The following is a 21,341-nucleotide window of genomic DNA, read 5'->3' as shown; positions in this document are numbered from 1 at the left end:
AACGGTGCGCGGCCTGTTGTGGAACCTCGACGGCGCTGACGCCGTCGTCGATGGCCGTTCGTCGTCCTCAGCGCGCGTACGAGCCGGCGGCGAGGTCCTGGACCAAGGACGGGTGCGTCGGGTTCCAGCCGAAGGCGGAGCGGGCGTGGGCTCCGGACGCCTCCTGGTGCAGGAGCAGCGCGTCGGCGAAGGCCCCACCGAGTCGCTCGCGCGAAGCATCGACGCTCTCGGCCACGACCCGTGCGCCGTGCGCCCCCACTTCGGCGAGTTCGCGCACCGTCGGGTTGTCCCCGGTCGCGGCGACGATGTACCCGTCCTGCTCGGCACGCTCCAGCGCGAGGACGTAGAGCTCGCCGAGGTCGTCGACGTGCACCGTGGTCCAGCGCTGCGAGCCGTCACCGACCAGCGTGACCGGCTGGGTGCCGTCGCTGACGAACATCGCCGGGATGCCGGCACCTCGCCCGTACACGATGCCCGGCGCGACGATCGTGGTCCGCACATCACTCGCCCGCACGGCAGCCTCGTTCGCCGTGCGCCACGACGTCAACTCGGGCGGATCGATCGGCGACTGCTCGGAGATGTCCGTCGAGTTGCCGAAGGTGAAGATGCCACCGGTGTGCACGAACGGCTTCGGTGTGCCGGCGGACGCGCGAAGGACCGTCGCGGTGAAGTCCGGGTCGACGTCGGGCGCGGACGCCGTGTGGACGACGCCGTCGGTCTCGTGCACCAGTCGTTCGACGACCTCGGTGTCGGTGACGTCCCCGACGAGGGCGTGCCCACCGGCGTCACGCACGTGCTGCGCCTTCTCGTCGGAGCGGACGATGGCGGTCACCTCGTGCCCGTGGGCGACGAGGGCCCGGAGGACAGAGGAACCGATGTACCCGGACGCACCGGTGAGCAAGACGTGCATGCGGCCAGCCAACCACCTGGCCAGGACGTGACGTTCGCTACAGGTTCAGGGTCCAGGCGCGGCGTTTGACGAGCACGTGCCCGCGCGACGTCGTCAGACGGCTCCACGGACCGGTCTCGAACAGGCGGACCGGGTCGTGCCCGAGGAAGCCGAGGCTCTCCCCCGCGAAACCTGCACCAGCGGGCAGGTGCTCGATGCCCGGCACCGGACGGCCCCAGACCTCGGATCGGACCTTGCGGATGATCGCCTCGCCCGCGTTGGTCGGGACGGCGTCGGCGACCTCGGCGATGCCGTCACGGGTGGCGCGGCGCAGCAGCTCCGGCGAGACGTCGGGAAGCGGCACCCATCCGCCACGGGGCGGGGAGATAGCCGCCCACGTCACGGTGTGGACCTCGTGCGGGAGCTCGACCTCGATCGGGGTGGCCCGCGTCGGGTCGGCGCCGTCGGCGTGCTCGGCGTCCTGTGCCTCGGCGAGGAGCCGGAGCCGCTCGAGCAGGGACTGCAGCGGCACCACGGCGTCGATCGTCGCGGGCTCGGTGAGCGAGAACGTGCGGAGACCGAGCACCGTCGGCAGCTCGTCGAGGAGTCCGAGGGGGTACAGGATCGCCGTGTAGACCGCGAGGACACCGGAGTCGGCGATGAACCGGACCGAACCGTCCTCGATCCGAGCGGCACGTCCGAGGTACGTGCGGAGGTCCCCGAGGGAGGCGGCGTCGGGAAGCGTGAACGAGGTGCCCATGTCGAACCGATCCTACCGGCGCACCCTGTGTTCGTAGACTGCACCACGTGAACGGCGAACCCGACTTCCTGCGGACCCTCCGACTCGAGGACACCGGTGCGAGCACGGGTGAGACGATCCTCACCGGCGCGAACCACTGGTCTCCCGGCGGACGGGTGTTCGGCGGCCAGGTGCTCGCCCAGTGCATCGTCGCTGCGCAGGCCACCATCGAGGGGCGTGACATCCACTCGATGCACGGGTACTTCCTGCGCCCCGGCGACATCGACGTGCCGATCACCTTCGGCGTCGAACGCATCCACGACGGCCGGTCCTTCGCGACGCGGCGCGTGCAGGCCTACCAGCGCGGTGTGCCGATCTTCTCGATGATCGCGTCGTTCCAGGTGCCGGACACCGGGGTCGAGCACCAGGACCCGTACCCGGTGGACACGCCGTCACCGGAGTCGTTGCCGTCCGCCGCGTCGATCCTGTCCACCATCGACCACCCGGTCGCCAAGGCCTGGGCCGAGCGCTCGATCGACCTGCGGCACGTCGAGGGACCGGTTTTCGTCGACGTGCAGGGCGAGCACGTGCCGCACCAGGCGGTCTGGTTCCGTGTGCAGGGCGACCTGCCGGACGACCCGGCGCTGCACCGTGCGGTCCTCGGGTACGCCAGCGACCTGTCGATCCTCGAACCGATCATGCGGCGGCACGGCGTCGCCTGGGGCACGCCCGGCGTGAAGAGCGCCAGCCTCGACCACGCGATGTGGTGGCACCGCGACGGTCGGGCCGACGAGTGGATCCTGTACACGCAGGAGTCCCCCAGCGCGCAGGGCGGCCGGGGACTCGCGTTCGGCCGGATGTTCTCCCGCGACGGACGCCTGCTGGCGACCGTGGCGCAGGAGGGCATGATGCGGGTCCCTACGGGCGGCTGAACTCCACCGGGGCCTCGAGGTACTGCTCGCACGCCGCACGCTCGGCCGCGGTCAGCCGCCGAGGTCGGTTCGTGGCGGCGTCCACCATGACGAGCGCGGTCGTCGCCCGGGTGTAGAGCTCGGCCGGCTGCTGCCCGACCGGCGACCAGACCTCGTACGACACGTCGACGCTCGCCCCACCGAGCCGCCCGATCCACATCTGAATGTCGAGCGGCTGGCGCAGGTACGGGATCGACGCGAGGTACTCGAGGCGCTGTCCGGCGATCACCGTCATCGTGCCGGAGCCCGGCCGACCGTCGATGATCGGCTCGGGCAGGCTGCCGTCCGCCGACAGCTCACCCTCGTCCGGACCCCAGAACCCCACGATGCGCGCCTCTTCGAGCAGGCGCAGCATCGCGGCGTTGTTGACGTGGCCGTAGGCGTCGATGTCGCTCCACCGCATGCGGATGGGAGCGTGCAGTCTCGCCACGCGGGTCAGTCGCGGGTGAGCTTGCGGTACGTCGCGCGCCCGGGCTTCGCGGCATCGGCACCGAGGCGCTCGATCTTGTTCTCCTCGTACGCCTCGAAGTTGCCCTCGAACCAGTACCAGTTCGGCGTGCCGTCCTCGTTGAGGCCTTCCCACGCCAGGATGTGGGTCGCGATGCGGTCGAGGAACCACCGGTCGTGGGTGATGACCACGGCGCAACCGGGGTACTCGAGCAGGGCGTTCTCGAGGCTGCCGAGGGTCTCGACGTCCAGGTCGTTCGTCGGCTCGTCGAGCAGCAGCAAGTTGCCGCCCTGCTTGAGCGTCAGCGCGAGGTTCAGGCGGTTGCGCTCGCCACCGGACAGGATGCCGGCACGCTTCTGCTGGTCCGGGCCCTTGAACCCGAACTGCGAGACGTAGGCGCGGGACGGGATCTCGGTCTTGCCGACCTGGATGTAGTCGAGCCCGTCGGACACGACCTCCCACAGGTTCTTGTTCGGGTCGATGCCGCCACGGCTCTGGTCGACGTACGAGATGTCGACGGTGTCGCCGATCTTCAGCGTGCCGCCGTCGAGGGGTTCGAGCCCGACGATCGTCTTGAACAGCGTCGTCTTGCCGACACCGTTCGGGCCGATGACGCCGACGATGCCGTTGCGGGGCAGCGTGAACGACAGGTCACCGATGATGACGCGCTCACCGAACTGCTTGTGCAGCTTCTCGGCGTCGATGACCTGCGAGCCCAGACGCGGGCCGACGGGGATCACGATCTCCTCGAAGTCGAGCTTGCGGGTGCGCTCGGCCTCGGTGACCATCTCTTCGTACCGGGCGAGACGGGCCTTCGACTTCGCCTGACGACCCTTGGTGTTGCTGCGGACCCAGTCGAGCTCGGAGGACAGGCGCTTCGCGAGCTTCGCGTCCTTCTTGCCCTGCACCTCGAGGCGCGCACGCTTCTTCTCGAGGTACGTCGAGTAGTTGCCCTCGTACGGGTAGAGGCGACCACGGTCGACCTCGGCGATCCACTGGGCGACGTGGTCCAGGAAGTACCGGTCGTGGGTCACGGCGAGGACGGCGCCGTGGTACTGCTGCAGGTGCTGCTCGAGCCACTGCACGCTCTCGGCGTCCAGGTGGTTGGTGGGCTCGTCGAGCAGGAGCAGGTCGGGCTTCTGGAGCAGGAGCTTGCAGAGTGCGACACGACGCTTCTCACCGCCGGACAGGTGCGTGACGAGCTCGTCCCCCGGGGGGCACTGGAGCGCGGCCATGGCCTGTTCGAGCTGCGAGTCGAGGTCCCACGCGTCGGCGGCGTCGATCTCTTCCTGCAGCGTGCCCATCTCGGCGAGGAGCGCGTCGAAGTCGGCGTCGGGCTCGGCCATCAGTGCGGAGATCTCGTTGAAGCGGGCGAGCTTCGCGTGGATCTCGCCGACGCCTTCCTGGACGTTCTCGAGGACGGTCTTCGTCTCGTCGAGCTCCGGCTCCTGCATGAGGATGCCGACGGTGAAGCCCGGCGTGAGCTTCGCCTCACCGTTCGACGGCTGGTCGAGACCGGCCATGATCTTCAGGATCGTCGACTTGCCCGCACCGTTCGGTCCCACGACGCCGATCTTGGCGCCGGGGAGGAACGACATCGTGACGTCGTCGAGGATCAGCTTGTCGCCGACCGCCTTGCGGGCGCGGACCATCTGGTAGATGTACTCAGCCATATCGGCCCCAAGTGTAGTGACCCCGTCGGTGCGTCGCGCGCCCGGAACGGGATCGCCGCTTCGCGCACCCGGCGGGACGGGGGTCTGTCGGGATCCCTGGCGACGACGTAGCTTGTCCTCGCCAACCACCTCGGGGACCGTCGCTCACCACGACGCGGACCGATCCAGGATCACGGACGGGATGACAACCATGACCAGGCACGCCACACGACTGCGCCGACTCGCGCTCCCCTTCGTCGGAGCGATCGCGCTCACCGTCACCCTCGTCGCACCGGCCGCGCCGGCATCGGCTGCCGGTGCCGTCCCGAAAGGCGACCCGTACCTGCTCTACACGGCGAGCATCAGCGCCAACGGGTCCGGCACGGGCTACTCGTCGTACATCAACGTCCACGACGCCCACAACAACGCCTACTCCTTCGGCATCCAGTCGGACAAGGGGTCCCCCGAGAGCAAGGGCAAGCCGCGCTACATCTGGGAGCGCGTGCAGAACGGCAAGTTCACCTACGGCTACCTCGGTCCGGCGACGAACAAGCTCACGCCGATCGGGATGCGCTGGTACAAGAACGACGTCGCGACGATGATCGTGAACCACAAGACGATCGGCACCCTCAAGCTCAACCTGGACGGCCGGCTGTTCTTCAACGCCGAGGCGAACGCCCGACTGAACGGCGACGTCGTGCACTCGACCGTGCAGAACACGCGCATCACCGTCGGCGACCGGAAGGGCCAGACCGGCCTGAACGGCACGTGGAACACGAGCTTCTCGTTCCGCGGGCTGAAGGCGACGCAGACGAACAAGCCGAGGATCCAGGGCGCGACCTTCAAGATCGACGGCCGGGTCGCCGGACTGCCGCGCGGTGGGAACTGGGACACCGAGCAGGTGTCCGGCATCGCGATGATCGCGCAGAAGTGGTGACCGTCCGGCGCGTCTGACCCGGTTCACGCGGCGGCCCGGTTCACGCCGCAGCCCGGTTCACGCCGCGACCCGGTCGAGGGGCGCGTCGTGGTCCGGCGCGTCGGGGTCGAACGCGGCGCCGTCCTGTTCGAGCATGCGCTCTGACGGCCCGACCGGGTCCGCGTCGTCGAGCCGGTGGTCGCTCCCGGCCTCGTCCTCGTCCTCGTCTTCGTGGTCGGGCACGCCCCCGTGGTCGGACTCGTGCTCGTGCGCCTGACCGTCGAGCGCAGGAGCGGCGCCCAGCCCGCCGCCGTGCACCTCGCCGGTCCGGGGATCGACGCCCCGCACCCCGCCGTGCCCCGACGCCGTGTCGTTCACCTGCCGCGGCACCCGGACCCAGTTGCTGATGCCCCACGCCAGGTCGTGCCCGATGCCGTCGGCGTCGATCTCAACCGAGGTACCACCCCGGCCGTCGCGCTCCCAGGTGCGGATCCGGACGCGGCCGGAGACGACGATGCGGTCGCCCTTCTTCAGGGACTTGAACACGTTCGACGCGAGGGAGCGGAACGCGGTGACGGTGTACCAGTTGGTCGCACCGTTGACCCAGGCCGCGCTGGCCCGGTCCCATCGACGTGACGGTGAGGCGAGCCGCAGGCTCGTGATGGCGATGCCGGTCTCGGTGACGAGGTGACGGGGTTCCGTGGCGACGATTCCGCAGACGGTGATGATGTCGTTCATGCGTCGATCGTCATCGAGCCCGGGGCTGCGGGAGCAGCCCCGGGCTCGATCTGTGGCGTGTGGACCCGATCAGGCGACCTGTGGAGGACGAGTCCCCCGGGCCTCCTGTCCGGCCCTGGACCGCTAGTGCGCTCGGAACTCGGGCCGCGCCGCGAGCGGGCCGAGCGCAGCGTGGACCGCGCCCTTCGCCGACTCGAGCGACGGGTAGAGCCCGCCGGCGCGCCCTCGTCCGTAGAGCTCGACCTGGAAGCCGTCCGCGGCACGGTGGATGCTGCCCACCGCACCCGCCGGACCGATCGCGACCCAGGTCCCGGTGTTGTTCGTCATCGTTCGACCACCTCCTCGTGGCCCCGACGCCCGAGGATCAGGACGCCAGGATGTACTGACTGTAGGCCTTGCGGACCTTGTTCACCTTCGGCAGCGCCACTGCGAGGCAGTAGCCCTGACCGGGGTTCTTCGCGAAGAAGTCCTGGTGGTACTCCTCCGCCGCGTAGAACGTCGTGAGCGGCTCGATCGTGGTGACGATCCCGCCGTCCCAGATGTCGGATGCGCGCTGGATCGCCTGCTCGAAGAGCGCGCGCTGCGCGTCGTCCGCCGGGAACATCGCCGAGCGGTACTGCGTGCCGACGTCAGCGCCCTGCCGGTTCAGCTGCCGCGGGTCGTGCAGCGTGAAGAAGACGTCGAGGATGACCTCGGCCGGGATCACCGTCTCGTCGAAGGTGACCGCGACGGCCTCGGCGTGACCGGTCGAGCCCGTGCACACCAACTCGTACGACGGGTTCTCCACCCGACCGCCGATGTAGCCGGACTCCACGTCCTGCACACCCTGGAGCGTGCGGTACACGGCATCGAGACACCAGAAACACCCACCTGCGAGCACGAATGTGGTCATGGCCACAACCTACCTCCCCGACATCCGTGCGGGGTTGGACAGGGGACACCCCCTCCACAGCACGCACCGCTCGTCCCGCCGTCCACGATGCGTCGACAGAGCCCCGGCGTGTCGGTGGTGGCCCGTAGCGTCGAGACCACACCGACCAGGAGGCCACGATGCAGACCACGACCGAACCCGCACTGCGGATCCGCACCGTCCCGCTCTCCCGGTCGCGCGGCGACTACCGCATCCTCGACGTCCGCGATGACCTGAGCCGCGTGACCCGCGCCAACGGCGAGATCGTCGGCTACGTCGACCGCATCGACGTCGCCGGTGACACCGCCTACCGCGCCCGTCGCTACGTCGCCACCGAGCGTCGGTTCGTCGAGCTGCCGAACGTGTGGTCCGCCGACGACGCCGTGGACTGCCTCCGTTGGTCATGATGTTCCAGATTGGAATCATCTCGGGTCGGATGCGCGGAACGCCGTTCGTCCTCCCCGGGGCCTGACCGTTTCGTGAGTATGGTGCGCGCATGGACTGGTGGAACGACCTGACCGACTGGACTTCGTCCGACGACGGGTGGCGGGTGATCTCGGGTGCCGTGATCCCCTTCGTCGCCATCGTCGTCGCCGGCGTGATCGCGGCGCTCATCGGACGGGGTGCGACCAAACGGGTCGTCGCCCTGCAGGAGCGCGAGTCGAAGAACGCCGCCGTCGCGGCGATCATCTCCGCGGCGCGCAAGGCCGCTGCTTGGGGTTCGCTCGGGCACGACGAACGCGGCTACGCGGACCACCTGGCAGAGGATGCCGACATCCGGCTCCGGCTGCTCCCCGTGCAGGGTGCGCCCCTCGCCGCCAACTGGGCACAGCACGAGATCGCCGACATCAAGAAGAACTCGTCGACCTTCAGCTTCCAGGCCGACCAGTCGCTCGCGGAGTTCCGCGACCGCCTGCTCGAGTGGCAGGCCCGTCCGGGCCGCGCACGCAAGCTCTTCAAGGCCGACCTCGAGCGCTGGAAGTTCGAGTCCCCCGACCCGGATGCCGACCTGATCAAGCGCCAGCAGGACTGGAACGCCGACCAGAACAGCACCGCCCGCCCGCAGACCCCGGCAGCGCCCGCTCAGGCCGCTCCCGTCGAGCGCCCGACGCCGACGACGACGTCCCTGCGTCCGGCACAGCGTCCAGGAGGCACGCCCGCCTCCGCGCCGTCGGCCCCGGCCAACGCCGGGTCGGCCCCCGCCGGTGGCGCCCCCGCTGCCGCAGCCGGGTCGGCGTCCGCTCCCGCTGCAGGACCCGGGTTCTCGGTGAACCGCGGTGGGTCGGACGCCAACGCCACCCGCTCCTACGGTGAGAACACCACCCGCGTCTACGGTGACGACGCCGCACCGCCCGTGCGCCCGGCACTCGGAACCCCCGCGTCACCCGCACGCTCGACCCCGAGCCGCGGCACCGACGACACCGAGGTGGTGGACGACGACGCCGTCACCAAGGCCTTCGGCGACACCGACCGGGTGACCTCCGAGCGGGTGACCCCGGCCCGCGGCACCGACCGTCCCGCGTCGTCCACCGTCGCGACGCCGGCGCCCACCTCGGCCGACGCCCACGTCAACCGGACGCCCGCCAACGACGTCCCGACGACCCCGGGCGCACCGACGACCCCGGGCGCACCGACGACCCCGGCGTCCGCTCCTGCTCCGAGGGTCGAGACCCCGGGCACGACGAACACGACGTCGATCCCGACCCGCATCACCCAGGCGCCGGCAGAGCCCACGGACGCGGACGAGACGTCCGAGGCGACGCACACGCAGCCGATCAGCGCCTCCGAACTCCGCCGCCGCGCCGCGGACGACGACGAGTAGCGGGCGCGGACACGCAGCACGCAGCACGCAGCACGCAGCGTCCGACACTCCCACGAACGAGCAACGGGCCGCCATCCGATCGGATGGCGGCCCGTTCGCGTCGTGCCCCCGGCAGGAATCGAACCCGCGGCACGGTGGGTAGAAACCACCTGCTCTATCCACTGAGCTACGGAGGCGAGCGACGTCGATTCTAACCGGGACCCGCCGCTCGAGCGGTTCCGGAACGGTTCGGCCGTCGTCTGCCCACAGTTCGCCTCCGGGACACCCGCGCTTCGTACCGTCCGGGAGATGCACTCCTCTGCCACCGTCCTCGCCGTCGTCCCCGCACGCGCCGGCTCGAAGGGCATCCCGGGCAAGAACCTCCGGACGGTCGGAGGTCGGTCGCTCGTCCGTCGGGCCGTGGAGTCGGCACGCAGCGCAGCACTGATCGACGCCGTGGTCGTCACGACCGACGGTGACGCCATCGCCGCCGAGGCCCGCGCCGCCGGCGCCGACGTGGTCCGACGGCCGGCCGACCTCGCGGGCGACCAGGCATCGTCGGAGTCCGCGCTGCTCCACGTGCTCGACGAACTCGAGGCCGCCGGCGATGCGCTGCCCGAGGTCCTGGTGTTCCTGCAGGCGACCTCGCCGTTCATCGACCCGGACGACCTCGACACGGCGATCCGGCGCGTCTCAGAGGGGCACGCCGACGTCGTGTTCGCCGCAGCGCCGTCGCACGCGTTCCTGTGGCGCATCGCCGACGACGGTTCCGCCGTCGCCGTGAACCACGACGCGGCCACCCGTCCGCGTCGCCAGGACCGCGCGGCCGAGTACCGCGAGACCGGCGCCTCGTACGTCATGCGGACCGACGGCTTCCGGCAGCACCGGCACCGCTTCCACGGCCGCGTCGAACTCATCGCCGTCGACCCCGCCGCCGCGATCGACATCGATGACGAGACCGACCTGATCGCGGCCGACGCCACGGCCGAAGCCACGGCCGCAACCGAAGCGCACGCCACGGCCGACGCCCGCGCAGCCGCCGTTCCGATCCACGCCCCGGACCACGACCCATCCCCGACGCGGGCAGCCCCCGCACTGAACGGAGCACCATGACCGTCACCATCGGCACGTCCACGATCGGCGCGGGCCACCCCGCGTACCTCATCGGCGAGATCGGCCTCAACCACAACGGTGACGTCGACATCGCCAAGCAGCTCATCGACGTCGCCGCCGACGCCGGGCTGCAGGCCGTGAAGTTCCAGAAGCGGACTCCGGCGATCTCCACCCCCGAGCACATGAAGAACACGCCCCGCAGCACCCCGTGGGGCGAGATGACCTACCTGGAGTACCGCTACCGCGTCGAGTTCGACCGCGACCAGTACATCGAGATCGGCGACCACGCGACGCTGCGCGGCCTGGACTGGTTCGCCTCGCCCTGGGACGAGCCGTCGGTGGACTTCCTCGAGGACCTCAACGTCGTCGCGTACAAGATCGCCTCAGCGACGGTGACCGACCTCGGGATGCTCGCGGCCGTCGCCGCCACCGGCAAGCCCGTCATCCTGTCGACGGGTATGTCGACGCTCGAGCAGATCGACGCCGCCGTCGACGCCCTCGGAACCGACCGCCTCGTGCTCATGCACGCCACGTCGACGTACCCGCTCCCCGCCGAGGAGGCGAACCTGCGCATGATCGACACCCTCGCGCACCGCTACTCGGGCGTGCCCGTCGGGTACTCCGGCCACGAGCCGGGCCTGCAGATCTCGATCGCCGCCGTCGCCCTCGGCGCCACCGCGGTCGAACGGCACATCACGCTCGACCGCACGATGTGGGGCTCGGACCACGCGGCCTCGCTCGAGCCGCACGGCCTGAAGACCCTGGCGCGGGACATCCGGATCATCGAGACCGCGCTCGGTGACGGGGTGAAGCGGATCTTCCCCGGGGAGCGGGCGCCGCTCGCGAAGCTGCGCCGCGTCGGCGCGTGAGCGGCCCGGTCGACGAGACCGGCGCCCTGGACGTGCCGGCTGACGGGGGTGCGTCGACCGTCGGACGGGAGGCGCGCCTCCCGTCCGGCCCGTCACCCCGCGGCCGACGTGTGGTCGCCCTGGTCGACACCGACTCGTTCGCCAAGTGGGGCGCCCACCTGCTCGCGGCGGCGCCGGCCGGCTGGGACCTCGACCTGCGGACCGTCGCGACGCCGCGTTCGGCCAGCGCGAAGCAGCTGCGCTCGGCGTTCCGCGGGCTCGACGCACGACTCGCGCACCTGCGGACGGATCCGCCGACGCCGAAGAACGTCGATGCCGTCGTCGAGGAGCTCCGCGTCGATCCGCCCGACGCCATCCTCGTGTCCCTGATCGGCCCGGTCGCCGAACTCGTCATCGACGAGGTGCACCGTCGGATCCCGGACCGGCCGGTGCTGGTGTCCGGCCTGCCGGGCATCTCGTTCCCGGCGAAGTGGAAGGGCATCTTCTTCCGTGCGCGTGCCGACCTGTTCGTGCTGCACAGCCACCGCGAGGTGCGGGCGTACGAGGAGATGGCCATCGAGGGCGGTGTCGAGCCGCACTTCGCGCTCGCCACGCTGCCCTTCGCCCGGAGCGCGAGCGCCAGCACGGGCGCGACTGCCAGCGCCAGCACGGGCGCGCCCGATGCGCCCGGCGCACACGTCCGCGACGCCGTCCTCTTCGCTGCCCAGCCGAGCGTCCCGCTGGAGCGCGTCGACCGGGCCCTCGTCGTGGAGTGGCTCGTCGCGACCGCACGGCAGCACCCGGAGTGGCGCGTCGTGATCAAGACCCGCGCGGCCGCCGGCGAACACCAGACGCACCGCGAGGAACACCCCTACCCCGACCTCGTGCCGGCCGACGCACCGGCGAACCTGGTGGTCGAGAGCGGGCCGATGGCCGAACACCTCGACCGTGCGGTGGCCCTCGTGACGATCAGCTCGACGGCGGTGCTCGAAGCGGCCGCACGTGGTGTGCCCGCGCTGACGCTGACGGACTTCGGCATCGGCCGCCACCTCATCAACGAGGTGTTCGTGTCGAGCGGCCTCGAGGGCGACTCGGTCGACCTGGTGGACGGCCGGTTCGGGACGGTCCGACCGAGCTGGATGCAGGACAACTACTTCCACCCGGCCTCGGACGACGACTGGCAGCGCCGGCTCACCGAGCTCATGGTGCAGCGGGACGCCGGGACGCTCGTCGACCGGGAACCCGCACGCCGCAGCCGGGGCGGGGTGCTGCGCCGGGCCTGGGAGCGGAAGAACGCCCTGGGCGGAGCGGATCGCTCGGCGCTGGGCTGGCTCGCGCTCGTGATCGGGGCGCCGATCCGGACGACGAAGCGGCTGGCGCGGAAGGCCAGGGCGCTGGTCGACCCGCCGGAGCCGGTCGTGGTGTCGGCGCCGACGTCGCAGCGGGCAGCGGGCGGCGCGCGCGCGGCGGCCACCGGCAGCGCGGCGAACTCCGGGTCAGAGGGCCTTGGCGATCGCCAGCAGGAGCTGGTCGCGGGTGGGGACCCCGGGTGAACGGAAGACCTCGGCACCGTCCTCCCGCCGCACGATGATCGTGGGCGTGGAACGGATGCCGAGGTCCTCTGCGTCGTCGGGGTACGACGCCACGTCGCGTTCGGTCACGGCGAGCCCGGGGACGAGCGCCGACGCCTCGGCTGACACCCGGCGGGCGGCGGCGCACGGCGCACAGAAGGCGGACGTCCAGAGGTGGAGCTGCATGTGACCGTGCAACGCGGCGGCGCGGGGTTCTACTCCCGGTCGAACTCGCCGCTGCGGTCGCCGCGGTCGGCGAGGTCGTCCACCGGGTCGGACTCCCCCGGCTCGTAGGTGTACTCGACCGAGGTCTGGTCGAGGACCTGACGGGACTTGGTGGCGCGGTAGGTGAAGGCCGTCTGCAGGCCCTCGACGTCGGCGAACACCGTGACCTCGTCGTCCAGCGCGTCGCTCGTCGCGGTGCGGGTGTCGGTCGTGCCGTCGAAGGGTCCGCCGTGGAAGATCGCGGTGTACTCGTCGCCTTCGTGGATGGTGATGTCGCTCATGCATCCCTTCTACCAGGCGGTGCCTGTTGCGGCCTGGTGCGGTCTGTTGCGCAATGCATAGCATCACTATATAGTTCAGCTATGGAAGCAACGCGCGCGCAGACGATCGAGACGCTCCTCGTCTCCGTCAACCGCCTGATCCGCAGCGCCGCGCAGTCGACGGGCAACACCACGTCGGCGGCCGTCTGGCGCACGCTCGGCATCCTCGAGTCCGACGAGCCGCTCCGGCTCGGTGAGCTCGCGGCAGCCTCGCGCGTGGCGCAGCCCACGATGACCCGGCTCGTCACGGGCATGCTCGCCGACGGCCTGGTCACGCGGAGCGTCGACCCCGACGACTCTCGCGGCCAGCTGATCGAGATCACCGACGCGGGCCGCGCCCGGCTCACCGCCTGGCGCGCCACGCTCACCGACACGGTCGGCCCGTTGTTCGCCGACCTCACCGACGACGACTGGGACGTGCTGCACCACGCGTCCGTCCTGATCGCCCAGCGCACGACCACCAGAACGGAGACCACCGCGTGAACGCCCACGCACCTGCCGGCCAGTCCGGCTCCATCCTCAAGCAGTCCTCAGCGGTCTGGGCGATCGCCTTCGCCTGCGTCGTCGCCTTCATGGGCATCGGCCTCGTCGATCCGATCCTCCCCGCGATCGCTGGATCGCTCAAGGCGACTCCGGCGCAGACCGAGCTGCTCTTCACGAGCTACCTGGCCGTCACCGGCGTCGCGATGTTCTTCACGAGCTGGGTCTCGAGCCGCATCGGCGCGAAGCGCACCCTGCTCATCGGTCTGGCGCTCATCGTCGTGTTCTCGGTCCTCGCCGCGACGTCGAACAGCGTGTGGAGCATCATCGACTTCCGTGCCGGCTGGGGCCTCGGCAACGCACTCTTCATCTCCACCGCCCTGGCGACCATCGTCGGTGCAGCGTCGGGCGGGACCGCCTCGGCGATCATCCTGTACGAGGCCGCGCTCGGGCTCGGCATCGCCGTCGGCCCGCTCGTCGGCGGCCTGCTCGGGTCGGTGAGCTGGCGCGGCCCGTTCTTCGGTGTCACCACGCTGATGGCCGTCGCGTTCATCGCGATCGTGGCGCTCCTCAAGACCGGCAGCCTCGAGAAGCCCACGCCCACGAAGCTCTCGGCGCCGTTCCGCGCCCTCGGCCGTCCCGCGCTCGCCGCACTCGCCGCGACCGCGCTGTTCTACAACATCGGCTTCTTCGTCCTGCTCGCCTACACGCCGTTCCCGCTCGGCTTCGGTGCGCTCGGCATCGGCTTCACGTTCTTCGGCTGGGGCCTCGGTCTCGCGATCACCTCCGTCTGGGTCGCCCCGATGCTCACCGCCCGTCTCCGCAGGACGACGGTGCTGAAGATCGCGCTGCCCCTGCTGGCACTCGACCTCTTCGCCGCGGCCGTCGTCGTGGACTCGCAGGTCGGCCTCATCATCTGCGTCATCATCGGCGGACTCGTGCTCGGTGTGCTGAACACGGTGCTCACGGAGTGCGTCATGGAGGCCACGGACCTACCCCGCTCGGTCGCCTCGAGCGCGTACTCGGCCGTCCGCTTCATCGGCGGTGCCATCGCCCCGCCCGTCGCGACCCTGCTCGCCGACGCGTACGCCCCCTCGGCCGCGTACGTCTTCGCCGGAGCGTCGGTCGCCGGCGCGTTCGTCGTGATCGTCTGCACCACGAGGGTCCTTCGCCGCGTGGACGACGGCGCCGAGCCGGAGCGCGTCGAGGCCGAGGCGATCGGCGCCGGCGAGATGTCCTAGCTCCCCCGCGAGCTTCCCTTCCACACCCCACCCCCTCTTGCGCAAGCGGGCGAAACACCCGGGTGTCTCCAGACGCGACCCGGGCATTTCGCCCGCTCGCGCGATGCGCACTGGGCGCACGCACGTCCGCCCTCCGTCGTCCGCCCAGCTGGCCGCGAGCGGGCGGAATGTCTGGGTCCCCTGCAACGTGGCCCGGGTATTCCGCCCGCTCGCGCTCTGCGCACTGGTCGCGACCAGCCTGGAGGCGCGGCGCCAGTCCGTCGGACCGCCACCGGGCCTCCAGGCTGGTCGCGACCACGGCCCCCTCCGCCTCCGCGAGCGGGCGAAACACCCGGGTGCCTCCCGACCCAGCCCGGGCATTTCGCCCGCTCGCGATGGCGCGGAGCGGCCGGAGCGCAGCCCCCTCCCCAGCGTCTCGCTGAGCGTCTCGCCGAGCGGGCGAAATACCCCGCCACCCCGCCGCGCAACCCCGGCATTTCGCCCGCTCGCGGTGCGCGCACTGGACGCGACCAGCCGGGAGGCCCGACACGCGCCCGGCGGACCGGCACCGGGCCTCCAGACCGTCACCACCACTGCCCCACGCACCTCCGGCACCGCCGCGCCCGCGAGCGGGCGAAACACCAGGGTGCCTCTCGACGCGGCCCGGGCATTTCGCCCGCTCGCGGGTTCGGGGACGCGACCGCGCACCAGCGCGCACCAGCCGCGTACGCAGCCGCGGACGCGGCCGCGGACGCGGCCGCGCACCGGCCGCGCACCACCTGCGCACGGGGCGTGCGCGGGCCGGGAATAGGATCGTGCACATGGCAACCGCGAATGACCGCCTCGTCTGGATCGACTGCGAGATGACCGGCCTCGACCTCGAGGTCGACGAACTCGTCGAGGTGGCCGTGGTCATCACCGACTTCGACCTCGAGCCCGTGCACCCCGGATTCGACATCGTCATCAAGCCGGACCAGTCCGCGCTCGACAACATGAACGAGTTCGTGACGAACATGCACGTCACGTCGGGGCTCATCGAGGAGATCCCGGACGGCGTCAGCCTGGCGGATGCCGAGTACCAGGTGCTCGAGTACATCCTCGAGCACGTCCCCGCCGAGGGCACCGCTCCCCTGGCCGGCAACACCATCGGCACCGACCGCGCGTTCCTGTCCAAGTACATGCCCCGCGTCGACGGCCACCTGCACTACCGCAGCGTCGACGTGTCGAGCATCAAGGAGCTCTGCCGCCGCTGGTTCCCGCGCGTGTACTTCAACTCGCCGGAGAAGCACGGCGGGCACCGGGCCCTCGCGGACATCCTCGAGTCGATCCGCGAGCTCGAGTACTACCGTCGCGCGGGCTTCGTCGCCGAGCCGGGGCCGACCACGGACGAGGTGCGTGCCGTCCAGGCCGAGGTCGTCGAGAAGTGGGAACCGCGCCTGGCGCAGCCCGCAGCCGAGTGACGACACGGGTGGTCGGCACCGCCCGCAGCATGTACTACTATTGAGTGGTCGCGCCGGTCCGCCGGTGTGTGCATGGTGGATATAGCTCAGTTGGTAGAGCGCCTGGTTGTGGTCTAGGAGGTCGCGGGTTCGAGACCCGTTATTCACCCCAGTCGAGGGGGAGCCCCTGTTGCGTGTGACGCAACCGGGGCTCTCCCTCTGTGTTTGTCTGGGCGCCTCCGGCGCCGTGCGGCTTCGCCGCGAGTGGTCAGGGCGGTGTGGGACGATCCCTGCGTGATGGAGATGTCCGCCGACGACTTCGAGCAGCTCGTGACCGACGAACTCGACCTGCTCCCCGACGAGATGGTCGACGGGCTCGACAACGTGGTGTTCGTGGTCGAGGACGAACCGGAGAACGGCGAAGAGCTCTTCGGCGTGTACGACGGCATCGCGGCGACCGAGCGCGGGCAGTACGGCTTCGGCGAACTCCCCGACCGCATCGTGGTGTTCCGCAAGCAGCACCTGGCCGAGTGCGACACCGTCGAGGAGCTCAAGGACGAGGTGCACACCACGCTCGTGCACGAGATCGGGCACTTCTACGGCATCGACGACGAGCGGCTGCACGAGCTCGGCTGGGCGTAGGCGCCCACCCGGCGCACCCGGCGCACCCGGCGCCCGGCGCCCGGCACCCGGCGCCCGAATTTCGGGCTCAGCGACACTCCTCGGGCGCACGAGCGCGAGAACTGTCGCTCACCGCGAGAGGTCGCGCCGCGCCCGCGCCGCGCCCGCAGCCGCAGCAGCCCCCGCCCCCTCAGAACCGCGTCGGCCCCACCTCGTGGTACTTCTCCCACGCGTCCACCGGCCCCCGCCCGTGCAGCGCGTACTCCCCCACGAGCCGCTCCTTGTAGACGGCCGGGTTGTGCGACGCAACGACGCGGGCGTTCCGCCAGTGCCGGTCCAGCGCGCGCGTCCGGTCGGCCGCGGACGCCCCGCCGACCTCGAACAGCTCGGAGCACGACCGCAGTACCCGCGGCCCGATCTCGACCTGCGCCTGGTACACGGCGTTCTCGGCGGCGTCCAGCAGTACGCGGTCGACCCCGACCCCGGGCTCGTTCGTCGCGACGACCTGGTCGAGCAGCCCCGCGGCCGCGACGACGAGCGACCGGGCAGTGAACGCCCCGGCGGACAACCGACCGAGGACAGCCAGGACCTGCGGGTCCTCCCCCGGAGTCGCCGCGTTCGCGTGGATGTACGTCCGGGTCCGCGGCCGCACGAAGGCGACCGCATCGTCGGACACCGCCTGTCCGATCCCGGCCAGCACGGCCAGCAGGTACAGCTGGAAGAAGGCCTGGATGTGCGAGAGCGGCGCGTCCTTGTACGCCGACACCACGGCGGGGTCGACGGGCACCCCCTCGAACACGGTGGTGCCCGATGCGGTCAGCCGCTGGCCGAACCCGTCCCAGTCGTCGACGCTCGTCACACCCGGCGCGTCGACCGGCACGGCGAACGTCACGCGGTCGCCCGAGTGGTCCGCGGCCAGGTAGATCCAGTCGGCGTAGAGCGTGCCGGTCGAGTAGAACTTCCGCCCGTCGAGACGGAGGGAATCGCCAACAGGCGTCACCGTCGTCGAGATGTCGGCCAGGGTCGTGCCGGTCCGCTCCGAGGTCGCGTTCCCCACGATCGCCCCGTCGACGATCCGCTGGAGCCACTCGTCCCGTCCGGCCGACGATGGCCGGAGCAGCACGAGTTCGGTGTACCCGAAGTGCCCTCGCCACAGGTGCGCGATGTTCGAGTCCGCGGCCGCCAGGTCCGCCACCAGCTGCACGAGTTCGACCAGGGTCACGCCGAACCCGCCGCGGTCCTCGGGCACGCGCAGCCGCCCGAACCCGGCGTCGGCGAGTGCGCGGACCTCGGCGTGCGGCAACGGCCGGTCGCCGGGGGTGCCGGAGGCGAGTTCACGCTCGACCGCGCCCTCGCGGATGGTCGCGAACACGGGTGCGAAGCGTTCGCGCAGGGTCGCCAGACGATCGGCCGGGAGGCCCGTCACCCGTCCGTCGGTCGTCGTCGCGTCCGTCATGCGGTCACCTCCACGGCACGTGCCGCGTCCGCAGGCGCCGTCACGGTCGCGCTCGCGCCGCCCGTGAACGCGCCGCGCCACTGCCGGGCGGGGTGCGAGTCCGGCAGCTGCGGGTGCCCGAAGAGCTTCTCACGCAGGGTGCCTTCGCGGTACTCGGACTGCATCAGCCCACGCTCCTGCAGGGTGGGCGCGATGTGGTCGACGAACTCCTCGTACGAGCCGGGCAGCGTCCAGTTGATGACGTTCACCCCGTCGACGCCGACGCGCTGCCAGTCCGCGAGTTCGTCGGCGATCTGGTCGGGCGTGCCGACGACCCGCGCACGGAGCTTGGCGGACAGGCGGGCGAGGTCGGCGATCGTGGGTTCGCGGTCGCCGGCGGCCTCGCGGAGCCACTGCAGGTGCGACTGCCCGGCGTGGGTGCGGACCTCGGACAGCGGGGTGTCCGGGTCGAGGGCCTCGCCGGTGTCCGGGTCGAAGCCGAGGTTCGAGTGCACGAGGAAACCGTCGGCGGCCAGGTACTCGTCGATCTCCGCTTCCTTCGCCTTCGCCTCGGCCTCGGTGGACCCGGTGACGAAGGTGAGCCCGAGGAAGAACGCGATGTCCTCACGCCGACGCCCGGCTGCCTGGGCGAGGTCGCGGGTCTCGCGGATGAGCTGCTCGGTGGCGTCGCGGTTCGAGGTCAGGATGAACTGGGCCTCGGCGTTCCGTGCCGCGAAGGCCCGACCGGCGGGCGAGGAGCCGGCCTGGAACAGCACCGGCGTCCGCTGCGGGCTCGGAGCGCTCAGGTGCGGCCCCTGCACGTCGTAGCGCTTCCCGTGGTGGTCGATGCGGTGCACCTTGTCGGGGTCGGCGTAGCCACGCACCGGGTCCTTCAGGACGGCGCCGTCCTCCCACGAGCCCTCCCAGAGCTTCGCGCAGACCTCGAGGTACTCCTCGGCCCAGACGTAGCGCTCGTCGTGCTCCTCGAGCCGGTCGGCGCCGAAGTTCCGGGCGGCGCTGTCGAGGGCGCTCGTGACGACGTTCCAGCCGATCCGGCCCCGGGTGATGTGGTCGAGGGTGGAGACCTTGCGGGCGAAGTCGAACGGGTGCGACTGGATGACGCTCGACGTGAACGCCAGGCCCAGGTGCTCGGTCGACACGGCGAGCGCGGAGAGCAGCACCGAGGGGTCGTTCGAGGGGATCTGCAGCCCCTCGCGCAGGTTGGTCGAGTAGTCGCCGCGTCCCGGTCCGTAGGTCCCGACGACGTCGGCGAAGAACATCGCGTCGAACTTGCCGCGCTCGAGGGTCCTCGCCAGGTCGGTCCAGAGCGTGACGTCGTCGAAGTCGGCCTGACGGGCGTCCGGGTGTCGCCAGAGGCCGTGCTGGATGTGCGACGTCGTGTTCATGACGAAGGCCGCGAAGCGCAGCGGGCGGTTCGGTGCATCGCTCATGCACCCCATCGTGGTCGGCGGGCACCGCCCGACGACAGCGACGTGACCTTCCGTTACGCGCGGTGTTCCCCCCGGCCCTGGAGGCGACCATGCTCCTGAGGCATGCCGACCCCGAGCACCGTCACCGCGCCTCCCGGCCGTCCCGCCGCACCGTCGACCACCGCGACGCGCCGTCGCGTCGCCCTCGCCTCGTTCGTCGGCACGACGGTCGAGTACTACGACTTCTACCTGTACGCGACGGCGTCCGCCCTGGTGTTCGCGCCCACCTTCTTCCCGTCGGTGACGCCGGCGGTCGGGGTGATCGCGTCGTTCGCGACCTACGGGGTCGGCTTCGTCGCGCGGCCGCTCGGCGGGGTGATCGCCGGGCACCTGGGCGACCGCATCGGACGCAAGAAGCTGCTCGTCGCGTCCCTGGTGCTGATGGGCATCGCGTCGACCCTGATCGGGGTCGTGCCGTCGGCGGCGACCATCGGGGTCGGTGCCGTCGTCGCGCTGGTGTTCCTGCGGCTGCTGCAGGGTGTCGCCGCCGGCGCGGAGTGGGGCGGGTCCGCGCTGCTGTCCGTCGAGCACGCACCCGAACGGCACCGCGGGCTGTTCGGGGCGTTCACGCAGATGGGGTCGGCGGGCGGGATGCTGCTCGCGACCGGCGTGTTCACCCTGGTGCGGTCCCTGCTCTGCAACGAGGCGTTCCTGGCCTGGGGGTGGCGGCTGCCGTTCCTGTTCTCCGCGGTGATCGTGGCCGTCGGCCTGGTGATCCGGCTCGGCGTGCAGGACGCTCCGGTGTTCCAGGAGCTGCGGGCCTCCGGCGGGGTCGAGCGGTTCCCGGTCTGGCAGGCGATCCGACACCACCCGCGCGCGATCCTGGTGACCGCCGGACTGCGCCTCGTGCAACCCGCGCTCTACTCGATCCTGACGACGTACTCGCTGACCTACCTCGCAGCCGCACGGGGGCCGTCGGGCTCGGACGCCGGGCTGCAGGCGGTGCTCGTCATCTCGGCGGTGTCGCTCGTGTCGACGCCGTTCTGGGGGTGGCTGTCCGACCGGGTGGGACGCCGCGTGCTCACGATCTGGTCGGCCGTCGGCATCGCCGTGCTCATCTGGCCGTTCTTCGCGTTCCTCGACGCCGGGCCGCTCGTGCTGCTGCCGCTCGTGGCCCTGATCGGGATGTGCGTCTTCCACGACAGCATCTACGGGCCGCAGGCAGCCTGGTTCGCGGAGCAGTTCCCGACCGGGCGGCGGTACTCGGGGATGTCGCTCGGGTACCAGATCGGGTCGATCTTCTCGGTGGGGCTGACGCCGCTGCTCGCCGCGGTGTTCGTGGAGCTCGGTGGGGGCTCGCCGTGGATCCTGTGCGGGTACCTCGGGGTGTACGCGGTGCTGACCATCGTGGCGGCGGTGTTCGCGGTGGACCCGGTCGCGCGGGTGCGGGGCCGCGCTGCTGCGCGGGGCGGCGTGCGGGGCGGTGCTGCTGCGCGGGGCGGCGCGCGGGGCCGAGTCTCGCGGTGAGCGACAGTTCTCGCGCTCGGGCGTCCGTGAACTGTCGCTCAGCCCGAG

23 protein-coding genes and 2 tRNA genes are annotated in these 21,341 nt (G+C 71.1%); 13 read left to right on the top strand and 12 right to left on the bottom strand.

Annotation, left to right across the window (positions count from 1 at the left end):
* Window positions 1–67 precede the first annotated feature (67 nt).
* On the bottom strand, window positions 68–910 hold the full coding sequence (locus EDF31_RS05220; RefSeq protein ID WP_131845413.1) for an NAD-dependent epimerase/dehydratase family protein: 843 nt from the start codon (window positions 908–910) through the stop codon (window positions 68–70).
* A 37-nt stretch (window positions 911–947) separates the two neighbouring features.
* Window positions 948–1,649: a hypothetical protein gene (locus EDF31_RS05215; protein WP_111086787.1), complete on the bottom strand. Its 702-nt coding sequence runs from the start codon at window positions 1,647–1,649 to the stop codon at window positions 948–950.
* 47 nt (window positions 1,650–1,696) lie between these two features.
* Here EDF31_RS05215 and EDF31_RS05210 point away from each other — a divergent pair, with 47 nt between their 5' ends.
* Window positions 1,697–2,560 (top strand): acyl-CoA thioesterase II, encoded by an 864-nt coding sequence (locus EDF31_RS05210; protein WP_123294002.1) that lies wholly within the window; start codon window positions 1,697–1,699, stop codon window positions 2,558–2,560.
* On the opposite strand, the gene EDF31_RS05205 is transcribed toward EDF31_RS05210, so the two are convergent.
* Both EDF31_RS05205 and ettA read right to left on the bottom strand, forming a co-directional pair.
* Window positions 2,547–3,002 carry a thioesterase family protein gene (locus tag EDF31_RS05205; RefSeq protein ID WP_131845412.1) on the bottom strand — a complete coding sequence of 152 codons (456 nt, stop codon included), beginning with the start codon at window positions 3,000–3,002 and terminating at the stop codon, window positions 2,547–2,549. The two genes, EDF31_RS05210 and EDF31_RS05205, sit on opposite strands and share 14 nt — an antisense overlap.
* 32 nt (window positions 3,003–3,034) lie before the next feature.
* Window positions 3,035–4,720 carry an energy-dependent translational throttle protein EttA gene (gene ettA / locus EDF31_RS05200; RefSeq protein ID WP_111086790.1) on the bottom strand — a complete coding sequence of 562 codons (1,686 nt, stop codon included), beginning with the start codon at window positions 4,718–4,720 and terminating at the stop codon, window positions 3,035–3,037.
* A gap of 190 nt (window positions 4,721–4,910) precedes the next feature.
* On the opposite strand from ettA, the gene EDF31_RS05195 reads away from it, so the two are divergent.
* Window positions 4,911–5,636, top strand: coding sequence for a hypothetical protein (locus tag EDF31_RS05195; protein ID WP_131845411.1), 726 nt, complete (start codon window positions 4,911–4,913; stop codon window positions 5,634–5,636).
* Window positions 5,637–5,693: 57 nt separating this feature from the next.
* Here the strand turns inward: EDF31_RS05195 and EDF31_RS05190 are convergent, their stop codons facing one another.
* The 3 genes from EDF31_RS05190 to msrA form a co-directional block, all read right to left on the bottom strand.
* The gene (locus EDF31_RS05190; RefSeq protein WP_131845410.1) at window positions 5,694–6,353 is read right to left on the bottom strand and encodes a single-stranded DNA-binding protein; all 660 of its coding nucleotides are present in this window, start codon (window positions 6,351–6,353) and stop codon (window positions 5,694–5,696) included.
* Between the two features lie 123 nt (window positions 6,354–6,476).
* Window positions 6,477–6,680: a methyltransferase gene (locus EDF31_RS05185; protein WP_123294006.1), complete on the bottom strand. Its 204-nt coding sequence runs from the start codon at window positions 6,678–6,680 to the stop codon at window positions 6,477–6,479.
* A 37-nt stretch (window positions 6,681–6,717) separates the two neighbouring features.
* Window positions 6,718–7,245 carry a peptide-methionine (S)-S-oxide reductase MsrA gene (gene msrA, locus EDF31_RS05180; protein ID WP_123294007.1) on the bottom strand — a complete coding sequence of 176 codons (528 nt, stop codon included), beginning with the start codon at window positions 7,243–7,245 and terminating at the stop codon, window positions 6,718–6,720.
* A 158-nt stretch (window positions 7,246–7,403) separates the two neighbouring features.
* On the opposite strand from msrA, the gene EDF31_RS05175 reads away from it, so the two are divergent.
* Window positions 7,404–7,670 carry a hypothetical protein gene (locus EDF31_RS05175; protein ID WP_111086795.1) on the top strand — a complete coding sequence of 89 codons (267 nt, stop codon included), beginning with the start codon at window positions 7,404–7,406 and terminating at the stop codon, window positions 7,668–7,670.
* A gap of 89 nt (window positions 7,671–7,759) precedes the next feature.
* The gene (locus EDF31_RS05170; protein WP_131845409.1) at window positions 7,760–9,085 is read left to right on the top strand and encodes a hypothetical protein; all 1,326 of its coding nucleotides are present in this window, start codon (window positions 7,760–7,762) and stop codon (window positions 9,083–9,085) included.
* 103 nt (window positions 9,086–9,188) lie between these two features.
* Here the strand turns inward: EDF31_RS05170 and EDF31_RS05165 are convergent.
* Window positions 9,189–9,261 (bottom strand) — tRNA-Arg (locus EDF31_RS05165).
* A gap of 112 nt (window positions 9,262–9,373) precedes the next feature.
* Between EDF31_RS05165 and EDF31_RS05160 the strand changes: the two genes are divergently transcribed.
* The 3 genes from EDF31_RS05160 to EDF31_RS05150 are packed head-to-tail and all read left to right on the top strand — an operon-like array spanning window position 9,374 to window position 12,578.
* Entirely contained in the window at window positions 9,374–10,177 is an 804-nt protein-coding gene (locus EDF31_RS05160; RefSeq protein WP_131845408.1) for an acylneuraminate cytidylyltransferase family protein, read from the top strand.
* On the top strand, window positions 10,174–11,046 hold the full coding sequence (locus tag EDF31_RS05155; RefSeq protein WP_131845407.1) for an N-acetylneuraminate synthase family protein: 873 nt from the start codon (window positions 10,174–10,176) through the stop codon (window positions 11,044–11,046). Before EDF31_RS05160 ends, EDF31_RS05155 begins: the two co-directional genes overlap by 4 nt.
* Entirely contained in the window at window positions 11,043–12,578 is a 1,536-nt protein-coding gene (locus EDF31_RS05150) for a DUF6716 putative glycosyltransferase (RefSeq protein ID WP_131845406.1), read from the top strand. Before EDF31_RS05155 ends, EDF31_RS05150 begins: the two co-directional genes overlap by 4 nt.
* On the opposite strand, the gene EDF31_RS05145 is transcribed toward EDF31_RS05150, so the two are convergent.
* Window positions 12,522–12,782, bottom strand: a complete 261-nt coding sequence (locus EDF31_RS05145) for a thioredoxin family protein (protein WP_131845405.1) — start codon at window positions 12,780–12,782, stop codon at window positions 12,522–12,524. The two genes, EDF31_RS05150 and EDF31_RS05145, sit on opposite strands and share 57 nt — an antisense overlap.
* A 29-nt stretch (window positions 12,783–12,811) precedes the next feature.
* The gene (locus EDF31_RS05140; protein WP_131845404.1) at window positions 12,812–13,102 is read right to left on the bottom strand and encodes an oligoribonuclease; all 291 of its coding nucleotides are present in this window, start codon (window positions 13,100–13,102) and stop codon (window positions 12,812–12,814) included.
* Window positions 13,103–13,183: 81 nt separating this feature from the next.
* Between EDF31_RS05140 and EDF31_RS05135 the strand changes: the two genes are divergently transcribed.
* The 5 genes from EDF31_RS05135 (at window position 13,184) to EDF31_RS05115 (ending at window position 16,922) form a co-directional block, all read left to right on the top strand.
* Window positions 13,184–13,624, top strand: a complete 441-nt coding sequence (locus tag EDF31_RS05135; RefSeq protein ID WP_131845403.1) for a MarR family transcriptional regulator — start codon at window positions 13,184–13,186, stop codon at window positions 13,622–13,624.
* On the top strand, window positions 13,621–14,862 hold the full coding sequence (locus tag EDF31_RS05130) for an MFS transporter (RefSeq protein WP_131845402.1): 1,242 nt from the start codon (window positions 13,621–13,623) through the stop codon (window positions 14,860–14,862). Before EDF31_RS05135 ends, EDF31_RS05130 begins: the two co-directional genes overlap by 4 nt.
* An 800-nt stretch (window positions 14,863–15,662) precedes the next feature.
* Entirely contained in the window at window positions 15,663–16,301 is a 639-nt protein-coding gene (gene orn, locus EDF31_RS05125) for an oligoribonuclease (protein WP_131845401.1), read from the top strand.
* Window positions 16,302–16,376: 75 nt separating this feature from the next.
* Window positions 16,377–16,452, top strand: a tRNA-His gene (locus tag EDF31_RS05120).
* 125 nt (window positions 16,453–16,577) lie between these two features.
* Window positions 16,578–16,922, top strand: a complete 345-nt coding sequence (locus EDF31_RS05115) for a metallopeptidase family protein (RefSeq protein ID WP_123341128.1) — start codon at window positions 16,578–16,580, stop codon at window positions 16,920–16,922.
* Window positions 16,923–17,091: 169 nt separating this feature from the next.
* On the opposite strand, the gene EDF31_RS05110 is transcribed toward EDF31_RS05115, so the two are convergent.
* Together EDF31_RS05110 and EDF31_RS05105 are read right to left on the bottom strand one after the other, a co-directional pair.
* Entirely contained in the window at window positions 17,092–18,357 is a 1,266-nt protein-coding gene (locus EDF31_RS05110; protein WP_131845400.1) for an acyl-CoA dehydrogenase family protein, read from the bottom strand.
* A complete protein-coding gene (locus tag EDF31_RS05105; RefSeq protein ID WP_131845399.1) occupies window positions 18,354–19,787 on the bottom strand; it encodes an LLM class flavin-dependent oxidoreductase in 1,434 nt (477 codons plus the stop codon). The genes EDF31_RS05110 and EDF31_RS05105 overlap by 4 nt, the downstream gene beginning before the upstream one ends.
* A 102-nt stretch (window positions 19,788–19,889) precedes the next feature.
* On the opposite strand from EDF31_RS05105, the gene EDF31_RS05100 reads away from it, so the two are divergent.
* A complete protein-coding gene (locus EDF31_RS05100; protein WP_131845398.1) occupies window positions 19,890–21,293 on the top strand; it encodes an MFS transporter in 1,404 nt (467 codons plus the stop codon).
* Window positions 21,294–21,341: the final 48 nt, after the last annotated feature.

This window comes from Curtobacterium sp. PhB142 (assembly GCF_004341255.1).
Taxonomy (GTDB): Bacteria; Actinomycetota; Actinomycetes; order Actinomycetales; family Microbacteriaceae; genus Curtobacterium.
Note: the sequence above shows the minus strand (reverse complement) of the source record. Positions and strands in the feature narration are given on the sequence as shown.